The organism is Massilia forsythiae (genome assembly GCF_012849555.1).
Classification (GTDB): Bacteria; Pseudomonadota; Gammaproteobacteria; order Burkholderiales; family Burkholderiaceae_D; genus Telluria; species Telluria forsythiae.
The window spans coordinates 2,319,817-2,342,806 of the sequence record NZ_CP051685.1 but is presented as its reverse complement, the minus strand read 5'-3'; the positions used below and the strand labels follow the sequence as shown (position 1 = coordinate 2,342,806).

The 22,990-nt window shown below is 66.7% G+C and carries 20 protein-coding genes; 13 read left to right on the top strand and 7 right to left on the bottom strand.

Annotation, left to right across the window (positions count from 1 at the left end):
- Nucleotides 1–194 precede the first annotated feature (194 nt).
- Complete coding sequence (locus tag HH212_RS10100; protein ID WP_229217654.1) at nt 195–1,208, bottom strand: LacI family DNA-binding transcriptional regulator; 1,014 nt, start codon at nt 1,206–1,208, stop codon at nt 195–197.
- Nucleotides 1,209–1,219: 11 nt separating this feature from the next.
- Nucleotides 1,220–1,828, bottom strand: coding sequence for a glutathione S-transferase N-terminal domain-containing protein (locus tag HH212_RS10095; protein ID WP_170202361.1), 609 nt, complete (start codon nt 1,826–1,828; stop codon nt 1,220–1,222).
- 205 nt (nt 1,829–2,033) lie between these two features.
- Between HH212_RS10095 and purB the strand changes: the two genes are divergently transcribed.
- From purB to HH212_RS10075, 4 genes are all read left to right on the top strand, one after another.
- Entirely contained in the window at nt 2,034–3,413 is a 1,380-nt protein-coding gene (gene purB / locus HH212_RS10090; protein ID WP_170202360.1) for an adenylosuccinate lyase, read from the top strand.
- A 309-nt stretch (nt 3,414–3,722) separates the two neighbouring features.
- Nucleotides 3,723–4,259, top strand: a complete 537-nt coding sequence (locus tag HH212_RS10085; RefSeq protein WP_170202359.1) for a cytochrome b — start codon at nt 3,723–3,725, stop codon at nt 4,257–4,259.
- Between the two features lie 24 nt (nt 4,260–4,283).
- Nucleotides 4,284–4,853, top strand: a complete 570-nt coding sequence (locus HH212_RS10080; RefSeq protein WP_170202358.1) for a YceI family protein — start codon at nt 4,284–4,286, stop codon at nt 4,851–4,853.
- 45 nt (nt 4,854–4,898) lie between these two features.
- Complete coding sequence (locus HH212_RS10075; protein WP_170202357.1) at nt 4,899–5,471, top strand: YceI family protein; 573 nt, start codon at nt 4,899–4,901, stop codon at nt 5,469–5,471.
- Between the two features lie 128 nt (nt 5,472–5,599).
- Here the strand turns inward: HH212_RS10075 and HH212_RS27080 are convergent, their stop codons facing one another.
- Nucleotides 5,600–7,108, bottom strand: coding sequence for a hypothetical protein (locus HH212_RS27080; protein WP_229217653.1), 1,509 nt, complete (start codon nt 7,106–7,108; stop codon nt 5,600–5,602).
- A 297-nt stretch (nt 7,109–7,405) separates the two neighbouring features.
- On the opposite strand from HH212_RS27080, the gene HH212_RS10060 reads away from it, so the two are divergent.
- The 4 genes from HH212_RS10060 to HH212_RS10045 all read left to right on the top strand — a co-directional run bounded on the left by HH212_RS10060 (nt 7,406) and on the right by HH212_RS10045 (nt 12,629).
- Nucleotides 7,406–7,675, top strand: a complete 270-nt coding sequence (locus HH212_RS10060) for a GlsB/YeaQ/YmgE family stress response membrane protein (RefSeq protein ID WP_020656446.1) — start codon at nt 7,406–7,408, stop codon at nt 7,673–7,675.
- A gap of 67 nt (nt 7,676–7,742) precedes the next feature.
- Nucleotides 7,743–9,020 carry a cardiolipin synthase gene (gene cls, locus HH212_RS10055; RefSeq protein ID WP_170202356.1) on the top strand — a complete coding sequence of 426 codons (1,278 nt, stop codon included), beginning with the start codon at nt 7,743–7,745 and terminating at the stop codon, nt 9,018–9,020.
- A 163-nt stretch (nt 9,021–9,183) separates the two neighbouring features.
- Nucleotides 9,184–11,343, top strand: coding sequence for a S46 family peptidase (locus tag HH212_RS10050; protein ID WP_170202355.1), 2,160 nt, complete (start codon nt 9,184–9,186; stop codon nt 11,341–11,343).
- Between the two features lie 185 nt (nt 11,344–11,528).
- Nucleotides 11,529–12,629 carry an NADH:flavin oxidoreductase/NADH oxidase gene (locus HH212_RS10045; RefSeq protein ID WP_170202354.1) on the top strand — a complete coding sequence of 367 codons (1,101 nt, stop codon included), beginning with the start codon at nt 11,529–11,531 and terminating at the stop codon, nt 12,627–12,629.
- A 240-nt stretch (nt 12,630–12,869) separates the two neighbouring features.
- Here the strand turns inward: HH212_RS10045 and HH212_RS10040 are convergent, their stop codons facing one another.
- Entirely contained in the window at nt 12,870–14,366 is a 1,497-nt protein-coding gene (locus HH212_RS10040) for an APC family permease (RefSeq protein ID WP_170202353.1), read from the bottom strand.
- Between the two features lie 196 nt (nt 14,367–14,562).
- Between HH212_RS10040 and HH212_RS10035 the strand changes: the two genes are divergently transcribed.
- A complete protein-coding gene (locus HH212_RS10035) occupies nt 14,563–15,093 on the top strand; it encodes an RrF2 family transcriptional regulator (protein WP_170202352.1) in 531 nt (176 codons plus the stop codon).
- 90 nt (nt 15,094–15,183) lie between these two features.
- Entirely contained in the window at nt 15,184–16,392 is a 1,209-nt protein-coding gene (locus HH212_RS10030; RefSeq protein WP_170202351.1) for a globin domain-containing protein, read from the top strand.
- Between the two features lie 213 nt (nt 16,393–16,605).
- Here the strand turns inward: HH212_RS10030 and HH212_RS10025 are convergent, their stop codons facing one another.
- Together HH212_RS10025 and HH212_RS10020 are read right to left on the bottom strand one after the other, a co-directional pair.
- Nucleotides 16,606–17,481 (bottom strand): head GIN domain-containing protein, encoded by an 876-nt coding sequence (locus HH212_RS10025; RefSeq protein ID WP_170202350.1) that lies wholly within the window; start codon nt 17,479–17,481, stop codon nt 16,606–16,608.
- Nucleotides 17,482–17,627: 146 nt separating this feature from the next.
- Nucleotides 17,628–18,743, bottom strand: a complete 1,116-nt coding sequence (locus HH212_RS10020; protein WP_170202349.1) for an NADH:flavin oxidoreductase/NADH oxidase — start codon at nt 18,741–18,743, stop codon at nt 17,628–17,630.
- 291 nt (nt 18,744–19,034) lie between these two features.
- Here HH212_RS10020 and dgoD point away from each other — a divergent pair, with 291 nt between their 5' ends.
- From dgoD to HH212_RS10005, 3 genes are read left to right on the top strand one after another with little or no spacing between them, the layout of a single operon-like run.
- Nucleotides 19,035–20,183, top strand: a complete 1,149-nt coding sequence (gene dgoD / locus HH212_RS10015; RefSeq protein ID WP_170202348.1) for a galactonate dehydratase — start codon at nt 19,035–19,037, stop codon at nt 20,181–20,183.
- Nucleotides 20,184–20,199: 16 nt separating this feature from the next.
- Nucleotides 20,200–21,258, top strand: a complete 1,059-nt coding sequence (locus HH212_RS10010) for a 2-dehydro-3-deoxygalactonokinase (protein ID WP_229217652.1) — start codon at nt 20,200–20,202, stop codon at nt 21,256–21,258.
- A complete protein-coding gene (locus HH212_RS10005) occupies nt 21,255–21,878 on the top strand; it encodes a 2-dehydro-3-deoxy-6-phosphogalactonate aldolase (protein WP_170202347.1) in 624 nt (207 codons plus the stop codon). Before HH212_RS10010 ends, HH212_RS10005 begins: the two co-directional genes overlap by 4 nt.
- A gap of 65 nt (nt 21,879–21,943) precedes the next feature.
- On the opposite strand, the gene HH212_RS10000 is transcribed toward HH212_RS10005, so the two are convergent.
- Nucleotides 21,944–22,990, bottom strand: coding sequence for a succinylglutamate desuccinylase (locus tag HH212_RS10000; RefSeq protein ID WP_170202346.1), 1,047 nt, complete (start codon nt 22,988–22,990; stop codon nt 21,944–21,946).

The following is a 22,990-nucleotide window of genomic DNA, read 5'->3' as shown; positions in this document are numbered from 1 at the left end:
CGAAATTCCTGCAATTGCAATCGATTGCAATCGAATCAGGAAAGTGTTGTTTTCGGCGACTTTACCGATGTACGCAGCGAAACTGACTTTGAGGGCAAGGAATGAGACGACGAAAAGCTAACTTTTAAAGACCTTCTGCAAACGTTTGCAAAAACCGATGCAAGGATGCTGCTGCTGTTTGGTGCGGCCAGACGTCAGGCGGCGCTGGCGCGCACCACCAGTTCGGTGGGCAGGAGCGAGGAAGGAACGGGCTGGCCGTCGATGCGGGCCAGCAGCGCGGCCACCAGGGCGCGCGCGGCGGCGTCGCGCGGCTGGCGCACGGTGGTGAGCGGCGGATGAAAATAGGCGGCCAGTTCGATGTCGTCGTAGCCGACCACGCCCACGTCGGCCGGCACCGCCCTGCCCTCGGCGCGCAGCGCGTGGATGGCATGCATCGCCATCAGGTCGCTGCAGGCGAACACGCCGTCGTAGGCGGCGCCGCGGCGCGCCAGTTCGTGCACGGCGTCGGTACCGCTTCCGGGCAGGAACGAGGCGGCCACCTGCAATTGCGGATCGGGCGCCAGGCCGTATGCCGCCAGCGCCTCGACATACCCCTGGTGGCGCAGCGCCGCCTCGGGCAGGCCGGTGTCGCCGAGGAAGGCGATGCGGCGGCGGCCGTGCGCCAGCAGGTGCTCGGTCGCCATGCGCCCGCCGGCCACGTTGTCGCCGCCGACCGTGGTGTACAGTTGCTGCGGCAACTGGGCGCCCCAGACCACCACCGGCACGCCGCGCGTGGCCATGCGGTTGAGCTGGTCGTGATGGCGGCCCTGGCCGATCAGCACCACGCCGACCACGCGCCCGCTGTCGAACGGCGCCGAGGCGGCATCGACCTGGTCGGCGTCGACGCGCGAGACCAGGATGTCGAAACCCTGCTCGCTGAGCACGTCGGCCAGGCCGCCCAGCATCGACAGCAGGAAGGGGTCGGACAATTGCTGGCGGGTCGACTTGTCCAGCGGGACCACGGCGGCCACCGTGCGGTTCTGCTGCAGGCGCAAATTCTGCGCGCCGATGTTGATCGAATAGTTCAGCGAACTGGCCAGTTCGAGGATGCGCTCGCGGGTTTCCTGGTTGACCAGGCCGCTGTGGTTGAGGGCGCGCGAGACGGTCGAGGTCGATACCCCGGCCAGGCGCGCGATGTCCGCCATCTGCAGGCGCCGCGAAGTCGACATGCGCGTGCCCTTCAGCGCGGAACGGTGTCCTTGAACGACTGGCGCTCGGACAGCTTGTCGAACAGGCGCGCCAGGTTCGGATAATCGCCGCGCCAGTCGATGTCCGGGAAGCGGAACGCCAGCCAGCCCAGCGTGCAGCCGAGCGCGACGTCGGCCAGCGTGTAATGGATGCCCATGCAGAACGGCTGCTCGCCGAGGTTCACCGACATCACGTTCAGGCCGGCGCGCACCTTGCCCAGCTGGCGCTCGGTCCAGGCCTGGCTGCGCAGCTCCTCGGGACGCCAGGTGCGCTCCAGGTAGGCCAGCACGGCGGCGTCGAGCACGCCGTCGGCGAGCGCTTCCCAGACCTTGACGTTGGCGCGGTCGCGGCTGTTGGCGGGCAGCAGCTTGCAGACCGGGGTCAGCGTGTCGAGATATTCGGCGATCACACGCGAATCGTACATCGTGCTGCCGTCTTCCATGACCAGGCACGGCACCTTGCCGAGCGGGTTGGAGGCGGCGATGGTGGTCTCCGGCGACCAGACGTTTTCGAGCTCGAACACGCATTCGAGCTTTTTCTCTGCCAACACGACGCGCACCTTGCGCACAAACGGACTGGTGACAGAACCGATGAGTTTCATAAATGCCCAGTTAAGGAGAGTGGCAGACAGTATAGCATCGGCCCATGACGCGCCAAAGACGCCCGCCGCGTTCCCGATCTCCCCGCAACCGCCCTGCAACGCCTGCGATTCGCCCTTGACAAACCCGCTTGACGGCAGGTGCGCAAAGGCGGGCCGCGAGCCGCGGCCGATGGTAGAATCGGCGCTTTTGCACGGACCGCCCGCCATGACCTCCACCACTTCTTCCCCGACCCTGTCGGCCCTGTCCCCGCTGGACGGCCGCTACGCCGCCAAGACCGACAAGCTGCGCCCGATCCTGTCGGAAGCCGGCTTCATGCATCACCGCGTCAAAGTCGAGATCGCCTGGCTGCAGGCGCTGGCGCAGGCCGGTTTCAGCGAACTGACACCGTTCTCCAGCGAAGCGGCGGCCCTGCTGGACCGGCTGGCGGCGGATTTCTCGGAAGGCGATGCGGCGCGCATCAAGGAAATCGAGGCGGTCACCAACCACGACGTCAAGGCGGTCGAGTACTGGCTCAAGGAACAAGTCAAGGACGTGCCGGAACTGGTGGCGGCGAGCGAGTTCATCCACTTCGCCTGCACCTCGGAAGACATCAACAACACCTCGCACGGCATGATGCTGAAAAGCGCGCGCGACGGCGTGCTGCTGCCGGCGCTGCAGGCCATCGTCGCCAGGCTGACCGACATCGCGCACGCCAACGCCGAGCTGCCGATGCTGTCGCGCACCCACGGCCAGACCGCCAGCCCGACCACGCTGGGCAAGGAATTCGCCAACGTGGTGGCGCGCCTGCAGCGTGCAGTCAAGCGCATCGCCGAGGTCGAAATCCTCGGCAAGATGAACGGCGCGGTCGGCAACTACAACGCCCACTTGTCGGCCTACCCGGGCTTCGACTGGCCGGCGTTCTCGCAGGACGTGATCGAGCAGCGCCTGGGATTGACCTTCAACCCGTACACCATCCAGATCGAGCCGCACGACTACATGGCGGAAATGTTCGACGCCATCGCGCGCGCCAACACCATCCTGCTCGACCTGAACCGCGACATCTGGACCTACGTATCGCTGGGCTACTTCAAGCAGAAGCTGAAGGCCAGCGAGATCGGTTCCTCGACCATGCCGCATAAAGTCAACCCGATCGACTTCGAGAATTCGGAAGGCAACCTGGGCCTGGCCAACGCCGTGCTGCGCCACATGGCGGATAAACTGCCGGTATCGCGCATGCAGCGCGACCTGACCGATTCCACCGTGCTGCGCAACATCGGCGTCGGCTTCGGCTACACCCTGCTGGCCTACGACAGCTGCCTGCGCGGCCTGAACAAGCTGGAAGTCAATCCGCAGCGCCTGGAGCAGGACCTGGACGCCAACTGGGAAGTGCTGGCCGAGCCGGTGCAGACCGTGATGCGCCGCTACGGCATCGCCAATCCCTACGAGCAGTTGAAGGAACTGACGCGCGGGAAAGGCATCACCCGCGACGCTCTGCAGGAATTCGTCAAGGGCCTGGCGATTCCGCAGGATGCCAAGGACCTGCTGCTGGCGATGACCCCGGCCAACTACACCGGCCTGGCGGCAACGCTGGCCAAGGCGATCTGATCCGCCCGGACGCGCGCCACCCGGCAGCGCTTGCTTGACGACGGCGCCGCCGGATTACGATCCGGCGGCGCCGTCATGCGTTTACCGGCGCTTCCTGCACCGGCAAGCGAGGAGTGCCCCGTCACCGATTGTTCCACTTGCTGAACAATGTTATCCGTTCCATTGGCTAGCGCGCCTTGGATGGAACCTATAAAGTGTCTCCATCGCAATTCCATCATGCTGTCGGGATCTGCCAGCGTAAAGACAGGACGCTATGGTTCGCAGCAACGCTTTTTTGATAAGATTTCCGCTCAACATAAGGACCAGGCCATGCAGCGCTATACCAAGACCGCGATCGCGCTTCACTGGCTGGTCGCCCTGCTGATCATCGGCGCCTTCACGCTCGGCCTGGTCATGACCGACATTCCCGGCTTTTCGATGACCAAGCTGCGCTACTATGCCTGGCACAAGTGGGCCGGCGTGACCGTGCTGGCGCTGGCGGCGCTGCGCCTGCTGTGGCGCCTGGGCCACCGTCCGCCGCCGCTGCCGTCCACGATGCCGGCCTGGCAGCGCGGCGCCGCGCACGGGCTGCACCACCTGCTGTACGTGTTCATGTTCGCGCTGCCGCTGTCGGGCTATTTCTATACGCTGGCGGCCGGCTTCCCGGTCGTGTATTTCAACCTGGTCCAGCTGCCGGTACTGATCGGCAAGGACCCGGCCCTGGCGGAGGTGCTGAAAGTCGTGCATTACTGGCTGGCCATGAGCCTGGCCGCGCTGGTCGGCCTGCACGTGCTGGCCGCGCTGAAGCACGCGGTCGTCGACCGCGACGGCACGCTGCGCCGCATGCTGCCCGGCCGTTCCGCCTAACCTCACGCACAACAGGAGAAAACCATGCTGTCCAAGCGCCTCAACCGTTCTACATTCGCCGGCGTGCTGGCCGGCGCCGTGCTCGCTGCCGTCGCCACCGCCGCCCCGCTCAAGACCGATGCCGCGCACAGCAGCGTGTCGGCCGTGTTCAAGCAGATGAACGTGCCGGTCGAATCGAATTTCAAGCGTTTCAACGCCGTCCTCGACTATGATGCCGCCCATCCGGACAAGGCATCGGCGCGGGTCGACATCGACATCGCCAGCTTCGACCTGGGGTCGGCCCAATACAATCAGGAAGTGACCAAAAAGGGATGGTTCAATGCCGCTCAATTCCCCAAGGCCAGCTTCGTGTCGTCCTCGATCAAGCCGGCCGGCGCCGGCAAGCTGAACGTCACCGGCAAATTGACCATCAAAGGCAAGACGCAGGATGTCGGCTTCCCGATGACCGTCAAGACCGCAGCCGGCAAGCAAGTGTTCGAGGGCCAGTTGCCGATCAAGCGGCTGGCGTTCAATATCGGCGAAGGCGAGTGGAAAGACACCGATATGGTCGCCGACGACGTCGTCATCAAGTTCCGCGTGACGGCGGGACAGTAACAACCATTTTTTTACCCACGCAAAACCAACGGAGAGAAGCGCACCATGAAAATGAAACACCTGAGCCTGGGCCTGCTGGCCGCCGCCATCGCCACCGGCGCCTTTGCTGCCGACACCTACCAGATCGACCCGAGCCACACCTACCCGAGCTTCGAAGCCGACCACTTCGGCGGCCTGTCGACCTGGCGCGGCAAGTTCAACGAGACCAAGGGCACCATCGTGCTGGACCGCGCCGCCAAGACCGGCAGCGTCGACATCACCATCGACGCCGGCAGCATCGACTTCGGCCATGAAAAGCTGAACGAGCATGCCAAGGGCAAGGAAATGTTCGACACCGCCAAGTTCCCGACCGCGACCTACAAGGGCAAGCTGGTGTTCAAGGGCGACGTGCCGGCCAGCGTCAACGGCGAACTGACCCTGCACGGCGTGACCAAGCCGGTCACGCTGACCATCAACAAGTTCAAGTGCATGCAGAACCCGATGACCAAGAAGGACACCTGCGGCGCCGACGCCTCGGCCACCTTCAACCGCAGCGATTTCGGCGTGAGCTACGGCGTGCAGTACGGCTTCAATCCGGAAGTCAAGCTGGCGATCCAGGTCGAAGGCGTCAAGCAGTAATCGGCTTCGGGGAACCGTAAAAAAAGTGGGGTGGACGGCCAGGCCGTCCACCCCACTTTTTTTGTCGAACCAATTCAACCGATCCAACCGATGCGACCGCCGATGAGCGGCAGCCGCATCATGTCAAATCAACGACCGTCGCGGTCCGAATCGCCCGGGATCGCGCGCTCGACGCGGTTCCACGCGGCGCGGCTGGCCAGCTTGGCCTGGTCCCACGACAGGCGCGAATGGCCCTTCACGCGGTCCCACTCGCTCGCCATCTGCGGCTCGGCCTGGTCGTAGCTGTTGAAGCGGCCGGTGTTGTTGTAGCCCAGTGCATAGGCCGGCGAGTAATCGTCGTAGCTGAAGCCCGGGGTGTAGTACGACTGGCCCTGGAACGAATTGCGCCAGTAGGCGTCTTCTTCCTGCGGGTTGACCAGGTGGCCGGCGCCCTTGCCGACCATGCCGCCGGCGATGCTGCCGATGGCAGCGCCTGCCGCCATGCCGACCGGACCCCCGACCGCGCCCAGCGCCGCGCCGGCCACTGCGCCGCCGCCCACGCCGACGCCGCCGGCCAGGTTGTGCTCATGCAGCTCGTCGCCCGCCTTCGGGTTGGCGACTTCGCCCACGCCGCGGCCGGCCACGCCGCCGGCGATGCCGCCGATGGCCGCACCGGCGACCGCGCCGATCGGGCCGGCAGCCGCGCCGATTGCCGCGCCGGTCAGGGCGCCCGCGCCGGCGCCGGTACCCTGCGCCAGGTTATGTTCGTGCAGGCGGTCTTCGCCATGCGGATTCACCACTTCGCCAGCACCGCGGCCGGCAGCGCCGCCCGCCAGGCCGCCGATCACCGCACCGGCAGCCATGCCGATCGGACCGGCCACCGCACCGACGGCGGCACCGGTAGCGGCACCGGCGCTGGCGCCCACGCCCTTGGCCAGGTAGTGTTCGCCCAGGTCGTCGCCCGCTTTCGGGTTGACGACTTCGCCGGCGCCTTTGCCGGCCAGGCCGCCGGCGATGCCGCCGATCGCCGCACCCGCTACCGCGCCGACCGGGCCGGCCACGGCGCCGATGGCAGCACCGGTGGCGGCGCCGGCAGCGGCGCCGACGCCGGTACCGATCACGTGCGAACCGCCTTCATCGGTGAACGAACGCTGGATGTGGGCCACGTCTTCGTCGTTGCGGGCGTTCACGCCCATCACGATGCCGCCCTGCTCGATGCCTTCTTCGTAGTGCTTGACGCGCTCTTCCGGAATGCCGGCGCCGATCAGCGCACCGATCAGGCCACCGGTGATGCCGCCCGCGCCCGCGCCGGCCAGGGCCGCCGCCAGCGGACCGGCAACGATCAGACCGGCACCCGGGATCACCAGGCTGGTGCCGATCGCGGCCACGCCGGCCAGCACCGCGCCGATGGTGCCGCCGATGCCGGCGCCGACGCCGGCGCCTTCGGCGGCCTTGCTGCCCAGTTCAGTCTCGGTATCGCCGAAGTGGGTCTTGCGGGTCGAGTCCGACATCATCAGGTTGATGTCGTCCTTGCTGTAGCCGCGGGTCGAGATCGAGTTGTAGGCGCGTTCTGCACTGGCGCGGTCCGGGAACAGGCCGGTCACCATGCGGTTCTGGTTATTCTGGGTGGTGTCGGTATCGGTGCCGAAAATGCTCATGATGTGTCCTTTCAAGGTCGATGTACGGGCTGGTTGGAAACCTGCCGCTCGGTTTGCTTTGGCGATGCCAGTGAGGCAACAATATTCCTCTGACACGGTGGCGCTCTGTTCGATGACGCACCCTATTTGCAGATTTTGCCGCGCAAAGAACATTGATGCAGTTTGTGCATCTAACGTACGTTGCCGCACCGACCTGGAGGCTCGCGCATCCCTAGACTTTGCTCCATGGCCGCGACATTCCATTGGCCTGGAACCCATTGGCTTGAAGCCTACTTTTAGACCTTTAGGAGAGTTAACATGTTGTTCATTATCTGGATCGTGGTTGGTGGCATTTTGGGCTGGCTGGCAAGCATGGTCATGAAGACCGATGCCGAGCAAGGCATGATTCTCAACGTCGTCGTCGGTATCGTCGGCGCCTTCCTGGGCGGCTGGCTGCTCTCCCCGCTGTTTGGCAGCGGCACCATCAATTCGGACGATTTCAGCGTGTCGTCGCTGCTGGTTTCGTTCCTCGGCGCCGTCATCCTGCTGGCCATCGTCAACCTGCTGCGTCGCGGCCGCGTTCGCTAAGCCGGTGCAAGTTGCTCACTAAAAACCAACGCTCCCCGGCGTTGGTTTTTTTACGTCCAAAATAGTTATGCGTGTCAAAAGACCTACATTAATACTGATTACCTGCATCGCGACGATCGTCGCCGGCCTGCTGGTGCTGAATTTCGCCCCGAGCGAAAGGAAGATCGAATCCCCCCTGACACGCGACTACGATTCCGGCGACCCGCAATTCCGCCGCTCGCTGGGCGTACTGCTGGGCCCGCCCATCGTCGAGGGCAACAAGGTCGACGTGCTGATCAACGGCGACCAGATCTTCCCGGCGATGCTGAAGTCGATACGCGAAGCGCAGCACTCCATCAATTTCGAAACCTATATCTACTGGTCGGGCACGATCGGCAAGGAATTCAGCGATGCCCTGTCGGAACGCGCGCGCGCCGGCGTGAAAGTCAACCTGCTGCTGGACTGGATCGGCAGCATCAAGATCGACGACAAGTCGCTGGACGAGATGCGCCGCGCCGGCGTGGAAGTGCACCGCTACCACAAGCCGGTGTGGTGGAAGCTGGCCAAGCTGAACAACCGCACCCACCGCAAGTTGCTGGTGGTCGACGGCCGCATCGGCTTCACGGGCGGTGTCGGCATCGCCGACAAGTGGCGCGGCAACGGCCAGGACGAAGACCATTGGCGCGATTCCCACTTCCGGGTCGAGGGCCCGGTGGTCGGCCAGGTGCAGGCCGTGTTCAACGACAACTGGCTGAAGGCGACCGGCAAGGTGCTCGACGGCGAGGATTATTTCCCGGCGCTCAAGGCGGAAGGCACGATGCCGGCGCAGATGTTTTCCAGTTCGCCCACCGGCGGCAGCGAAAGCATGCATTTGATGTACCTGATGGCCATCAACGCCGCACGCCACACGATCCACCTGTCGAACTCGTATTTCGTGCCGGACGATTTGGCAGTAAACGCCCTGGTGGCCGCCGCCAAGCGCGGCGTCGACGTGCGCATCATCACGCCCGGCGAGATCATCGATTCCGACATCGTGCGCGCCGCCTCGCGCGAACGCTGGGGCAAGCTGCTGCGTGCCGGCATCAAGATGGCCGAATACCAGCCCACCATGTACCACGTGAAGGCGCTGGTGGTCGATTCGCTGCTGGTCTCGGTCGGGTCGACCAACTTCGACAACCGCTCGTTCAGCCTGAACGACGAGGCCAACCTGAACGTGTTCGACCACGATTTCGCCAACCAGCAGGAAAGCGTGTTCGAGGACGATTGGGCGCACGCGCGGCCGATCACGCTGCGCCAGTGGGAACACCGGCCGATGACCGACAAGATCGCCGGCGAGGTGGCCGACCTGATCGGTTCGCAGCTGTAGGCGCCTGGGCGCCCGCGGCGCCGCTCCCTGCGGCGCTGCGGCGCCCGGCGCCGCGGAAATAGTGGTTGACGTTGCCAGGACCGTTCACGATACTATCGCGTGCTCCACGGAGCCGCAGATGATCGACCACAGTCCTCCCAGCAGTCTTCTCACTACCTACGCGATGAAAAAGACCCTCCTCTCGCTCGCCATCCTGACCAGCTTCGCCGCACAGGCCGAAGAAGGCATGTGGATGCCGCAGCAGCTGCCACAAGTAGCCAAGCAACTGAAAGCCGCCGGCCTGAAGCTCGATCCGGCCACCCTGACCAAACTGACCGAATTCCCGATGGGCGCGGTGGTGAGCCTGGGCGGCTGCTCGGCTTCCTTCGTCTCGCCGCAGGGCCTGGTCATCACCAACCACCATTGCGTGTACAACAGCGTGGCGGTCAACTCGACCCCGCAGAACGACCTGCTGACCAACGGCTTCCTGGCCAAGACCATGGCCGACGAACTGCCGGCGGCGCCGGGCAGCCGCGTGTTCGTGACCGAGGAAGTGAGCAACGTCAGCAACCGCGTGATCAGCCCGGACGTGGCCAAGCTGACCGGCAAGGCGCGCGTGGACGCGATGGAAAAGAACCAGAAGGCGCTGGTGGCCGAGTGCGAGAAGGATGCCGGCTACCGCTGTACCGTGGCCAGCTTCTACGGCGGCCTGGAGTTCTATCGCATCAAGCAGCTGGAAATCCGCGACGTGCGCCTGGTGCATGCGCCGCCGTCGGGCGTGGGCAAGTTCGGCGGCGACACCGACAACTGGATGTGGCCGCGCCACACCGGCGACTACGGGTTCTACCGCGCCTATGTCAGCCGCGACGGCAAGGCCGCCGACTATGCCAAGGACAACGTCCCCTACAAGCCGAAGCACGTGCTGAAGGTGGCCAGGGAAGGCGTCAAGGAAGGCGACTTCATCATGGCGCTCGGCTACCCGGGCCGCACCAACCGCCACCGCCTGCCGTCGGAAGTGGCGTTCACCTTCGATTGGAACTACCCGGCTTTCGTGAAAGCGTCGGGCGAGACCCTGGCCGTCATCGAGCGCGAGACCAAGAACGATCCGGCCGCCAGGCTGAAGTACGCGGGCCAGGTCGCCGGCGTCAACAATTACTATAAAAACCGCAAGGGCATGATCGCCAGCTACGAAGGCAGCGACATCCTGGCGCACAAGACCGCCGAGCACAATGCCCTGAAAGCCTGGGTCGACGGCAATGCGGCGCGCAAGGCGGAATTCGGCGCCGACATCGACACCGTCGAAAAGCTGATCGCCCAGCGCGACGCGGCGACCAAGCGCGAATTCTTCCTGGGCTACTCGACCCCGCGCTTCCTGAATTCGGCGCGCACGCTGTACCGCCTGTCGAACGAACGCACGAAAGCCGACGCCGAGCGTAAATCCGGCTACCAGGAACGCGACCTGCCGCGCCTGACCTCGGTCATCAGCGGCCAGGACCGCACCTACGACGAAAAGGTCGACAAGGCGCTGGTGCTGAACTTCCTGAAGCAGTACAGCGCGCAGCCGGCGGCCGAGCACAACGCGGCGTTCGACAACGCCCTCGGCATCCGCGCCGGCATGGGCGAAGCCGAACTGAAGGCGGCGCTGGACAAGCTGTACGCCGGCTCGCAGCTGCAGAACAAGGACTTCCGCAGCGCCTGGATGAACAAGTCGCCGGCCGACTTCAAGGCCAGCAACGACAGCTTCATCAAGGCCGCCGTCGCCCTGTACGACGCCGACCGCAAGGACGAGGCCGACGAAGAAGAATTGGGCGGCAACATCCAGAAAGCCTACGCCAGCTACATGAAGGCCAAGATCGCCTACATGAACAGCAAGGGGCAAGCGGTCTACCCGGACGCCAACTCGACCCTGCGCGTCACCTTCGGCAACATCAAGGGCCGCGACTACGGCGCCGACGGCACCGGTTCCTGGACCGCCTTCACCACCGTCAAGGGCGTGGTGGCCAAGCACACCGGAGAAGGCGAATTCAACGCGCCGGAAAAACAGCTGGCCGCGATCCGCAACAAGGACTTCGGCCGCTTCGCCGATCCGAAGCTGAAAACGGTGCCGGTCGACTATCTGGCGACGCTGGACATCACCGGCGGCAACTCGGGCTCGGCGGCGCTGAACGCCAGGGGCGAACTGATCGGCCTGGCCTTCGACGGCACCCTGGATTCCATCATCTCCGACTGGGATTTCAACAAGGCCGCCACGCGCGACATCCAGGTCGACATCCGCTACATCCTGTGGAACATGGAAAAGGTGGACCATGCCGACAACCTGCTGAAGGAAATGAACGCGATGTAAACACGCGCGTCTTGCGTCGAGCAGCCGCGTCACTGCAGGGTGACGCGGCTTTTTTTCGCGCCACGCCGGCTTCGCCATCGTAAATCTGCCGTCCGCCGACGCGTCTTGCGGATTCCTCCTATACTGACCGGCCCGCCGCGGCAAGGTCCCCGGCCAAACCCTACACAGCATTCATCAGGAATCCCATGGCAGAACTGTTTACCCCCTTTACCCTCAAGGACGTCACCCTGCGCAACCGCATCGCGGTGCCGCCGATGTGCCAGTACAGCGCCGTCGACGGCCTCACCAACGACTGGCACGAAGTGCACTACGCCGGCATCGCGCGCGGCGGCGCCGGCCTGGTGATCGTCGAGGCGACCGCGGTGTCGCCGGAAGGCCGCATCACCCCGGGCTGCACCGGCTTGTGGAACGACCAGCAGAAAGAAGGCATGGCACGCATCGCCGCCGCCATCAAAAAGGCCGGCGCGGTGCCCGGCATCCAGATCGCCCACGCCGGCCGCAAGGCCAGCGCCAACCGTCCGTGGGAAGGCGACGACCACATCCCGTCCGACCAGCCGGGCGGCTGGGACACCATCGCCCCGTCGGCGATCGCGTTCGGCGCCAACCTGCCGAAGGTGCCGAAAGAGATGACCCTCGACGACATCGCGCGCGTAAAAGCCGATTTCGTGGCGGCCGCGGTGCGCGCGCGCGACGCCGGCTTCGAGTGGCTGGAACTGCACTTCGCGCACGGCTACCTGGGCCAGAGCTTCTTTTCAAAGCACTCGAACCAGCGCACCGACGGGTACGGCGGCGATTTCGCGGGCCGCAGCCGCTTCCTGCTCGAGACCCTGGAAGCGGTACGCGAAGTGTGGCCGAAGAACCTGCCGCTGACCGCGCGTTTCGGCGTCATCGAGTACGACGGCAACGACCAGCAGACCCTGGACGAATCGATCGAACTGGTGCGCATGATGCGCGCGCGCGGCCTGGACATGCTCAGCGTCAGCGTCGGTTTCACCATTCCCGATACCAGCATCCCGTGGGGTCCGGCCTTCCTGGGACCGGTCGCCAAGCGCGTGCGCGAGGAAGCCGGCCTGCCGGTGGCCTCGGCCTGGGGCTTCGACGGCCCGCACCTGGCCGAGCGCTCGCTGGCCGACGGCCAACTGGACCTGGTGATGGTCGGCCGCGCCCACCTGGCCGATCCGCACTACCCGCTGCAGGCGGCCAAGGAACTCGGCGTGGAGCGCCCGACCTGGGTGCTGCCGGCGCCGTACGCGCACTGGCTGGAGCGGTACCAGATGCAGAAGTGATAGTGGCTGGTGTGGCGTGGTCGTAGCCATGACCAGTCACGCTAAACCGTCGTCCCCGCGCAGGCGGGGACCCAAGCTGACGCATTAAAAGTCGTCTAGTCAGCATGACGTCCGGATCTAACGAAGAAAGCCGCATCCTTTTAAAAAGCATGCGGCTTTTCTATTGAACGGCAATTCAGCTGCTTCTGGTTTCAGACGAGTCAGCTTGGGTCCCCGCCTCCGCGGGGACGACGGTGGATATTAATGCGTCAATTCCACACTCGCCGCATCCGCCCGGTTCAAGCGGCTGTTGCGCATCCCATACCCGAAATAGGTCAGCACCGCCACCGCCATCCACACCGCGAACACGGTATAGGTCATGGGCGACAAGCCATGCACCAGGTACAGGCAGGCCAGGATCGACAAGCCCGGCACCAGGTAGGGGCCGAACGGCACGCGGAAACCGCGGCTGCCTTCCCTGCGTGCGCCGTCGCCCTGCTTGCGGCGGATCACCGGCACCGCGATCGACACCACGATGAAGGCCACCAGCGTGCCCATGCTGACCATGTCCCACAGGAAGGTCGAATCGACCAGGCCCGCGACGATGCCGACCACGATGCTGACGATCAGGGTATTCGCCACCGGCGACTGGGTACGCGGATTCACGCGCTGGAATGCCTTCGGCACCAGGCCGTCCTTGGCGATCGCGTACAGGATGCGCGTCTGGCCGTAGATCGTCACCAGGGTCACCGAGAACACGGAGATGACGGCGCCGCCCGACAGCACCAGCGCGGGCCAGGCCTTGCCGGTGACGTTCTGCAGGATCACCGCCAGGCCCGCTTCCTGCCCTTCGAACAGGTGCGCCGGCTGGGCGCCCATGGCGGCCACCGCCACCAGCATGTAGAACACGGTGACGATCAAGAGCGCCGCCAGGATCCCGATCGGCACGTCGCGCGTCGGGTTGCGGGTTTCCTCGCCGGCGGTGGCGATGGTGTCGATGCCGATGAAGGAGAAAAACACGGTGCCGGCCGCCGCGGTCACGCCGGCCATGCCGCCGGGACCGTGGCCATCGGCGGCATTGAAGAACGGGTGAAAATTGTCGATGTTAAAACCGGTCAGCGCGATGGCCGAGAAGAACACCAGGATGGCCAGCTTGATCACGACCATGATGGCATTGGTGGTCGCCGATTCCTTGGTGCCGCGGATCAGCAGCACGCAGCACAGGATCACCAGCAGGATCGGCGGCAGGTTGATGTTCCCGGCATGGAATTCGACGCCGGCCTTGCCGGACACGATCATCGGCGAGCGCAGCGCGCTGGGAATCTGCCAGCCCAGCGCATTCTGCAGGAAGTTGTTCAGGTAATCCGACCAGCCGATCGCGGTGGCGCTGGCCGCCAGGCCGTACTCCAGCAGCAGGCAGGCGGCGACGATGAAGGCGGCGAACTCGCCCACGGTGGCGTAGGCGAACGAATACGAGGAACCGGACGCCGGCACGCGGTCGGCCAGTTCGGCGTAGCACAGCGCGGTCAGGCCGGCGGTGATGGCGGCGAACAGGAAGGAGAGAATGACCGCCGGGCCGGCCTTGGGAACCGCTTCGACCATGGTGAAGAAGATGCCGGTGCCGATGGTGGCGCCGACGCCGATCATGGTCAGCGGGAACAGGCCGAGGCTGCGGCCCAGTCCACCGCCGTGCCCCGTTTCCAGTTCGCGCTGCGCCGTTTTGGTTCGCAACAGCTTCTGTCCCAATGTCTGCTTCACGGCGTGTCCTCTGGTCGCGCTGGATGGAAGGCAGCGGCCGGGCCGTTGCCAAAGTGTGCGATTATAGGACCAGTCGCGAACGAGTTGCAGACGATTATCGGCAACCCGAGCAAAAAATAGTTTCGCGAAAGTCCTAGATAATCTGCATTTTCAATGCATGTTTAGGTAGAATCCATCGTCGCCACAAACAGAACCAATGCGTCTTACCCGTTTTTCCGATATCGGCTTGCGCGTGCTGATTTACCTCGAACGCGCCGCCGATCCCGCGCACCCGCGATCGCATCCGGTCACGGCGGCCGAGATCGGCAGCCAGTTCGATATCCCGCTGAACCACCTGGTCAAGGTGGTGGGACAGCTGGCCAAGCTGGGCTGGGTGGAAGCGCGGCGCGGACGCAACGGAGGCCTGCGCCTGCTCGCCGATCCGGCCACGCTGACCATCGGCCAGGTGCTGCGCAAGCTGGAAGGCGACGGCGAGAATGACGGCAATGAGCTGGTCGATTGCGAGGGCACGCAATGCGCGTTGAAGATGGATTGCCAGTTGCGCGGCATGCTGCGCGCCGGCATGCGCGCCTTCTACGAGGCGATGGACCGCTACACGCTGGCGCAAGCGACCTCGGGCGCCACCGGAGAGCAGGTGATCCGCATGCACCGCATGTTCTGGAGCGGCCCGCGCGCCGGCGTGGAAGACGCCGCCGAGACGGCCCTGGCCAGCATGGCCGACGGGTGAGCGGCCGGCACGCTGTACAGCAGCGCTCGCATTGCGGGCGTTTTTTTGAACTTTAAATATGCATTTAAAATGCATCATTAAGGATAGACGATGATCTCCGCAGCATCCCGCCCCTACATCGACGCCAGCGTGCCGGTCCTGCGCGAGCACGGCCTCGCCATCACCAGGCTGTTCTACGCCAACATGCTGGGCGCCCACCCCGAGCTGACGCGTATCTTCAACATGGGCAACCAGGCGCGCGGCGCGCAGCAGCAATCGCTGGCGGCGGCGGTGTTCGCCTACGCGGCCAACATCGGCAACCCGGCGGCGCTGGGACCGGTGGTCGAGCGCATCGTGCACAAGCACGTCTCGGTCGGCATCCGCGCCGAGCACTACCCGATCGTCGGGCGCCACCTGCTGGAAGCGATCGCCACGACCCTGGGCAACGCCGCCACGCCCGCCCTGCTGGACGCCTGGAAGGAAGCCTATAATTCGCTGGCGAAGCTGCTGATCGACGCCGAGGCCGCCATGTACCGCACGGCCGGCATCGAACCGGGCGAGACCCGGCCGATGCGCGTGACCGAGGTCGTCCCGGCCAGCGCCGGCGTGCTGTCGATCCGCTTCGCGCCGCTGGACGGCAAGCCCCTGACCGCCTTCAAGCCGGGCCAGTACGTCAGCGTCGCGGTGGACCTGCCGGACGGCCGCCGCCAGCTGCGCCAGTACAGCCTGTCGGACGTGCCGGGCAATGGCAGCATGCGCATCTCGGTCAAGCGCGAGGATGCGTTAAATAGCGGCAGCGACACTGCCGCGCCGGCCGGCGAGATCTCCAGCTGGCTGCACGCCAACATCGCGGTCGGCTCGATCCTGGAAGTGACCCACCCGTTCGGCGAATTCACGCCGGACACCGAAGGCGACGGCCCGCTGGTGCTGCTGTCGGCCGGCGTCGGCATCACGCCGCTGGTATCGGTGGTCAAGCGCATCGCCGCGGCGAATCCGCAGCGCCATGTCGTGTTCGCGCATGCCGCGCGCGATCCCGATCACCATCCGCTGCGCGCCGAGGTGGCGGCGCTGCGGGCGACGATGCCGAACCTGGCGCTGGCGACCTTCTACGACGACCCCCAAGGCGCTATCGAGGCGATCCCCGGCCGCATGGACGTGGCGCGCCTGCCGGCCTGGCCGCGCGAGCAAGCCGAGGTGTACCTGTGCGGTCCGCACGCGTTCATGCAGGCGCAATGGCTGGCGCTGCTGGACGCCGGCGTCCCCGCCGCGCGCCTGCACCGCGAAGTGTTCGGGCCCGAGATGCTCGATCACCTGCTGTAGAGGTCGCAGCGGTCAGAGCAGGGGTCAGAGCCCGGTGTTGCCTTTAAAAGGGCTCTGACCCCGGTGTTCCGCCGCGAACGGTTTTAGCACCTCATGCAAGCACGAGCCGGTCGGACGCGTGGACGGCATCGGCGCCGCCGCAACGCAAAACCATGCGGTCGAGCCGCCCACCCTACCGGTCGGCCACGCGTCCCCACCATCGTCACATCACGCTCAATTCACCACCTGCACCAGCTTCCCGCTCACCGAGCGCTGCGCCGGGTTGCCGTACACGCGGATCCCGCCCGACCCGCCGTTGTAGGCCAGCAGCGACTGCCTGACGTTGGCCGTCATCCCGCCCGAGCCGTTCGACGACAAATCGGCCTGCTCGCTCTCCAGGCCGGACAGGTCCAGGTGCCCGGACCCGTTCGAACGCGCCGTCAGCATGCGCACCGCGCCGGCCACGCGCAACTGGCCCGAACCGTCCAGCCTGGCCGTCGCACGCTCGCCGCGCACCTGGCCGACGTTCATGCGGCCGGAGCCGGCCAGCGCCAGGTCGGCGCTGCCGCTCTGCAGCGTGGCGGCGTCGATGCTGCCGGAGCCGCTGCCCTCGGCCTGCAGGCTGGCGACCTGCCCGGCCAGCAGCACCGAACCCGATCCCTTGTGCGCCACCGTCAGCGGCGCGCCGTTCAAGCCCTGCACCGACAGGTGTCCGGAACCGCTGTGACGGATGGCGGCGAGGCGCGGCGTCGTGTAGACCACGCGCAGCGGATTGCTGCTGCGGTAGGAGCGCGTGGCCTCGACGACCAGGGTATCGCCCTGGACGTCGGTGCGCACCAGCGGCAGCAGGTTGTCGTCGGCCTCCACCACCAGCGACCTGGCCGGGCCGACGCGCACCTCGACCAGGATCGAGCCGTTTACTTCGAGGCCCTGCACGGTGCCGACCATGCGCTGGTCGCGCGCCGCCACGCCGCTGCCCTTCACGGCGTCGCTGGAAAACGGGGTGCGGACCTGCACGTCGTCGTTGCCGGGAGCGACGATGATGGCGCAGCCGCCGAGGCCGGCGCAGGCGGCGGCGGTGGCGATGACAAGCGTGAACGCGTTACGCATGAAGGGACCTTTTCTTGTCGTGGTTGAAGGACGGCAGTGCCGATGCCGTAATCTAGCAAGACGGTCCCGTACCGATCAGCCCCGTGCGACGGACTGCGCAAAACGGGGCATGAACGGTTGCCGGCGCATGGGCGGATACGAGTGGCTCAGCGCTGGCCCAGGCGCGTATCGCCGAACAGGTTCTTGTATTCGTGCGGTTGCGAGCGCCAGTACTGCGGCGGCGCCGTCACGCTCGCGCCCAGTTCCGCCGCCGCGTGCCACGGCCAGCGCGGGTCGTACAGCATGGCGCGCGCCAGCGCCACCATGTCGGCCTGGCCGGCGGCGAGGATGGTCTCGGCCTGCTTGGCCTCGGTGATCAGGCCGACGCCGATGACCGGCATCGTGCTTTCCCGCTTGATGCGCGCCGCGAACTCGATCTGGTAGCCGGGACCGACCGGGATCTTCTGCAAGGGCGACAGCCCGCCGCTGGACACGTGGATGAACTGGCAGCCGCGCGCCTCCAGCGCATGCGCCAGCGCCACGCTCTGTTCGATGTCCCAGCCGCCCTCGACCCAGTCGGTGGCCGAGATGCGCATGCCGACCACCATCTCGGCCGACACCGCGGCGCGGATGGCGTCGAACACCTCGAGCGGGAAGCGCATGCGGTTTTCCAGCGAACCGCCGTACTCGTCCTCGCGCCGGTTCGACAGCGGCGACAGGAACTGGTGCAGCAAATAGCCGTGGGCGGCGTGGATCTCGATCGCGTCCAGGCCGAGCGCATCGGCACGGCGGGCGGCGGCGGCGAAGGCGTCCTTGATGCGCTGCAGGCCGGCAGCGTCCAGCGCCACCGGCACGGTCTCGCCCTCGGCATGCGGCACGTTTGAAGGCGCCTCGGTCTGCCAGCCGCGCGCGTGATCGGGCGGGATGTTGGCGCCGCCGCGCCACGGCACTTCGCTGGAGGCCTTGCGTCCGGCGTGGGACAGCTGGATCGCGATCCTGATCGGCGCGTAGCGGCGCATCGCATTGATGACCGGCTCCAGCGCGGCGGCGTGCCGGTCCGACCACAGCCCCAGGTCGTCCGGCGAGATGCGTCCCTCCGGCGTGACCGCGGTCGCCTCGATGGTCAGCAGGCCGGCGCCGGACAAGGCCAATTGTCCCAGGTGGATCATGTGCCAGTCGGTGGCCAAGCCCTCGTCCGCCGAATACTGGCACATGGGGGCGATGGCGATCCGGTTGTCCAGGGCCAAAGGTCCCAGCTTGATTGGAGAAAACAGCATGCTCATGAAACACTCCCTACGGTCGAAACGGCCAGTCTAGCGCGCTCCCTCCCTTGCACGCGTTTCATTGTCGCGCGATAACGAATGCCGCATCTGCGAAGCCGGCGCTACACTGGAATCCACTTAGAACCTATCTCAGTAGGCAGGGGGAAGCTAATGGCGATGCATGGCAAGCAGGGGCAAGGCGCGAGGACGCCGCATGGCGAGCCATGCAAGGACGAGCAACGCAGCGCCTGTTTGTCAGGCGCGCCAGTAGCGACTCCGGACTATTGAGATAGGTTCTTAGTAGGAAACGACATGAAGATCACCGGACTGACCACCTACCGCGTTCCGCCGCGCTGGATGTTCCTCAAGATCGAGACCGACGCCGGCATCACCGGCTGGGGCGAGCCGGTCGTGGAAGGACGCGCGCGCACAGTCGAGACCGCCGTACACGAGCTGTCCGAATATCTGGTCGGACGCGACCCAGCCCACATCAACGACTTGTGGCACACCATGTACCGCGGCGGTTTCTACCGCGGCGGGCCGATCCTGATGAGCGCGATCGCCGGCATCGACCAGGCGCTGTGGGACATCAAGGGCAAGGCGCTGGGCGTGCCGGTGTACGAACTGCTCGGTGGCCTGGTGCGCGAACGCATGAAGACCTACAGCTGGGTCGGCGGCGACCGTCCGCACGACGTCGTCGACGGCATCGCCGCACGCCGCGAGGCCGGCTTCGACACTTTTAAAATGAACGGCACCGACGACCTCGGCATGATCGACAGCGCCCGCAAGATCGCCGAGACGGTCAAGCGCGTGGCCCACATCCGCGAGACCTTCGGCGATGCGATCGAGTTCGGCCTGGACTTCCACGGCCGCGTATCGACGCCGATGGCCAAGGTGCTGCTGCGCGAGCTGGAACCGCTGCGTCCCCTGTTCGTCGAGGAGCCGGTGCTGCCGGAGCACGCCGATGCCTACCGGCGCCTGGCCGACCAGACGTCGATCCCGATCGCCGCCGGCGAGCGCATGTTCTCGCGCTTCGACTTCCGCCGCGTGTTCGAGCAGGGCGGCCTGGCCATCGCCCAGCCCGACCTGTCGCACGCCGGCGGCATCACCGAGTGCGTGCGCATCGCCGCCATGGCCGAAGCCTACGACATCGCGCTGGCGCCGCACTGCCCGCTCGGCCCGGTGGCGCTGGCCGCTTGCCTGCAGGTCGACTTCGTCGCCCACAACGCCGTGCTGCAGGAACAGAGCATGGGCATCCACTACAACCGCGGCGGCGAGGTGCTCGACTACGTCGTCAACCGCGCCGACTTCGCCATCGTCGACGGCTGGATCAAGCCGCTGCCCAAGCCAGGCCTGGGCGTGGAGATCGACGAGGCGCGCGTGATCGCCGCCAGCCGCGACGCGCCGGACTGGCGCAATCCGGTGTGGCGCCATCCCGACGGCAGCATCGCCGAATGGTGATTCCGGAAGGAGCGACATGACGGACATGGACAGCAAGCCGGCCGGCGCCGATGAACAAGCGCGAGCCCAGGAACGATCGAACGTAGGGAAGCGCCGCCTGCTCGGCATCGACTGGGGTACCAGCAACCGCCGCGCCTACCTGGTCGATGGCGGCGGCGCCTGCCTGGCCAGCCGCGCCGACGACCAGGGCCTGCTGGCCGCGCGGCCGCACTTCGGCGCCTCGCTGGCGGCGCTGCTGGCGGCCATGGACATCGCCCCCGGCGTGCCGGTGGTCGCCTCCGGCATGGTCGGCAGCGCCCAGGGCTGGCGCCAGACGCCGTACCTGGACATCGGCGTGCCGCTGCTGGAACTGCCGGCCCACCTGACGCGCGTGGACGAAGCGGACGAGAACGACGATTTGGGCGGGCGCAGCGTGCTGCTGGTGCCCGGCTACAGCCAGCACGAGCGCGGCGCCGACGGCCACGTGCGCATCGACGTGATGCGCGGCGAGGAGATGCAGCTGCTCGGCGCGCTGATGCTGCGCACGCACGGCGGCGATGGCAGCAACGGCGATGGCTGGTACGTGCTGCCCGGCACCCACAGCAAATGGGTGCGCCTGGAAGGCGGCGCGATCCGCCACATTGCGACCTTCATGACCGGCGAACTGTTCGCCACCCTCGGCAAGCAGGGCACGCTGGCGCCGCTGATGGAAGGCGCCGCCGGCGAGGAAAGCCCCGAGTCCGACGCCGCCTTCGACGCCGGCGTCGACGAAGCGCGTCGGCGCGCGCCGCTGAGCAATGCGCTGTTCGGCGTGCGCGCCCGCGTGGTCACCGGCGCCATGCCGGCGGCGCACACGCGCGCCTTCGTCAGCGGCCTGCTGATCGGCGCCGAACTGGTGGCCGCCCTCGACCTGGCCGGCCACGATCCCGGCACTGTGACCTCGGTCTGCACGCCCGCGTTGCACCGCCATTACGCGCGCGCCGCCGGCCGCCTCGGTGTCACGCTGCAGGCGCTGGACCCGGACCGCGTCTACCGGGCCGCGCTCGGCTTTTTTCTCCGCCACATCGACCCTACCTACCAAAGAAGCCAGCCATGACCGACCTGGAACGCATCGATTTGCCGCTGGCCGCCATCCTGCGCGGCCTGGCGCCCCAGGAAGCGGCCGGCGTCGGCCGCGTGCTGATCGACGCCGGCTTCGGCCTGCTCGAAGTGCCGCTCAACCGCCCCGGCGCGCTGGACGCCATCCGCATCCTGCGCGCCATGGCCCCGCCAGGCAGCCTGGTCGGGGGCGGCACCATGCTGACGATCGCCGACGTCGACGCGGTCGCCGACGCCGGCGGCCAGCTGTTCGTGTCGCCCAACTGCAATCCGGCGGTGATCGCCCACGCCGTCGAGCGCGGCCTGCTGTGCGCGCCGGGCGTGGCGACACCGACCGAAGCCTTTATGGCGCTGGACGCCGGCGCGCACGTGCTGAAACTGTTTCCCGCCGAGTCGATCGGGCCGGCCGGGCTGAAGGCGATGAAAGCGGTGCTGCCGGAAGGCACGCCGCTGTGGCCGGTCGGGGGCGTGACGCCGCAGCAGATCGGGGAATGGAAAAAGGCCGGCGCCACCGGGGCCGGCATCGGCAGCCAGCTGTATACGCCCGGCATCGCGCTGGATGAACTGGCGCGCCGCGCCGCGGCGTTTGCGGCGGCCTGGCGCGCGCAGGCAAACTGACGGCGGAATGGCAAGTACCGGACCCGCAAAAGTGCAGTCGGCGCGTAGGGTAGAAGCGGTCGTCTTCAGCCGATCCGCACCACCATGATCCCCGCGCGCAACCCGACGCGCACGTCCGGATTCGGGAACACGACGAATTCCTCGTCGTGCTGCACGGTGTAGACGGTGTCGCCATCGGTGGCGATGACTTCACCCTTCTTGAGCGGCGTGAAGTTCTCGGTCTCGCGCCCGAAGCTCATGCGGAACGCGTCCGACAGCTTGGTGATCGACTGCGCCGTGTCGAACACCAGCGGCCTAGGATATTGCAAGCTCCCCTGCCCCGCCGCCCCGGTATCCGCCGACGCCGCGCCGCGCAACAACCCGTCCAGCGCAGCCGCCGCGGCGGCGAACTGCGACAAATCGTTCTGCCCCAGCGTGCCGACCCGCCCCAGCTCCACCGTGCTGGCGGCGGCGCCGTGGCGTTCGGCACTCCAATAGCTGTAGGTGCCGGCCGAGGCCGGATTCATGATCACCGCCTCGATGCCGGCCCGGCCGAGCCAGCCGATCAGGGACTGGCGCGCATCGTCCGCGATCAGTTGCGGCACGATCGCGAACTTGGGATAGCGCGAGGCGCGGATCGCCGTGTGCAGGTCGAGGTGCCAGCGCTGCGGCCCCGCGCCGTCGAAGAAGTCGCGCGTGGCGGCGATGATGGCGTCGGCGCGGCCGGCCTCGAAGGTGCCGGCCAGGTCGCCGCGCGCGTCGCGGAACATGCGGTTCAGGTCGGCGTCGATGAAGCGCTTGCCGGCGGCGATCGCATCGACGTTGCCGACGCACAGCATCAAGTCCACCGCCAACGCCTGCGGCGCGCGTGAAACGGCTTCGATGGCATGCGCCACCATCTCGATCGGCCCGGTCTCGTCGCCGTGCACGCCGACCGACAGCAGCACGGCCGGCCGGGCGGCGCTCGACGGCGCCGCGACGGCATCCGGGCCGCGCTTGACGGTCAGGATGCCGCCGGCAGGCAGCCCGACCGTGCAACCGGCGTCACGGAAGCGCGCCGCCACCTGGCCGAAGTCGGCCCGGGCCAGGGCCCGGACCGCTTCCGGCAGCGCCGTGAAGGAAGCCGCCGTCAT

Excerpts from the sequence above, each read along its gene's own strand:
- HH212_RS10075 (WP_170202357.1), top strand. The coding sequence starts at position 4,899 with ATGAAAATGAAACACCTGAGCCTGGGCCTGCTGGCCGCCGCCATCGCC.
- HH212_RS10020 (WP_170202349.1), bottom strand. The coding sequence starts at position 18,743 with ATGAGCATGCTGTTTTCTCCAATCAAGCTGGGACCTTTGGCCCTGGAC.
- HH212_RS10005 (WP_170202347.1), top strand. The coding sequence starts at position 21,255 with ATGACCGACCTGGAACGCATCGATTTGCCGCTGGCCGCCATCCTGCGC.
- HH212_RS10085 (WP_170202359.1), top strand. The coding sequence starts at position 3,723 with ATGCAGCGCTATACCAAGACCGCGATCGCGCTTCACTGGCTGGTCGCC.
- HH212_RS27080 (WP_229217653.1), bottom strand. The coding sequence starts at position 7,108 with ATGAGCATTTTCGGCACCGATACCGACACCACCCAGAATAACCAGAAC.
- HH212_RS10045 (WP_170202354.1), top strand. The coding sequence starts at position 11,529 with ATGGCAGAACTGTTTACCCCCTTTACCCTCAAGGACGTCACCCTGCGC.
- HH212_RS10080 (WP_170202358.1), top strand. The coding sequence starts at position 4,284 with ATGCTGTCCAAGCGCCTCAACCGTTCTACATTCGCCGGCGTGCTGGCC.
- dgoD (WP_170202348.1), top strand. The coding sequence starts at position 19,035 with ATGAAGATCACCGGACTGACCACCTACCGCGTTCCGCCGCGCTGGATG.
- HH212_RS10050 (WP_170202355.1), top strand. The coding sequence starts at position 9,184 with ATGAAAAAGACCCTCCTCTCGCTCGCCATCCTGACCAGCTTCGCCGCA.
- HH212_RS10100 (WP_229217654.1), bottom strand. The coding sequence starts at position 1,208 with ATGTCGACTTCGCGGCGCCTGCAGATGGCGGACATCGCGCGCCTGGCC.
- HH212_RS10000 (WP_170202346.1), bottom strand. The coding sequence starts at position 22,990 with ATGACGGCGGCTTCCTTCACGGCGCTGCCGGAAGCGGTCCGGGCCCTG.
- HH212_RS10035 (WP_170202352.1), top strand. The coding sequence starts at position 14,563 with ATGCGTCTTACCCGTTTTTCCGATATCGGCTTGCGCGTGCTGATTTAC.
- HH212_RS10010 (WP_229217652.1), top strand. The coding sequence starts at position 20,200 with ATGACGGACATGGACAGCAAGCCGGCCGGCGCCGATGAACAAGCGCGA.
- HH212_RS10060 (WP_020656446.1), top strand. The coding sequence starts at position 7,406 with ATGTTGTTCATTATCTGGATCGTGGTTGGTGGCATTTTGGGCTGGCTG.
- HH212_RS10025 (WP_170202350.1), bottom strand. The coding sequence starts at position 17,481 with ATGCGTAACGCGTTCACGCTTGTCATCGCCACCGCCGCCGCCTGCGCC.
- HH212_RS10095 (WP_170202361.1), bottom strand. The coding sequence starts at position 1,828 with ATGAAACTCATCGGTTCTGTCACCAGTCCGTTTGTGCGCAAGGTGCGC.
- purB (WP_170202360.1), top strand. The coding sequence starts at position 2,034 with ATGACCTCCACCACTTCTTCCCCGACCCTGTCGGCCCTGTCCCCGCTG.
- cls (WP_170202356.1), top strand. The coding sequence starts at position 7,743 with ATGCGTGTCAAAAGACCTACATTAATACTGATTACCTGCATCGCGACG.
- HH212_RS10030 (WP_170202351.1), top strand. The coding sequence starts at position 15,184 with ATGATCTCCGCAGCATCCCGCCCCTACATCGACGCCAGCGTGCCGGTC.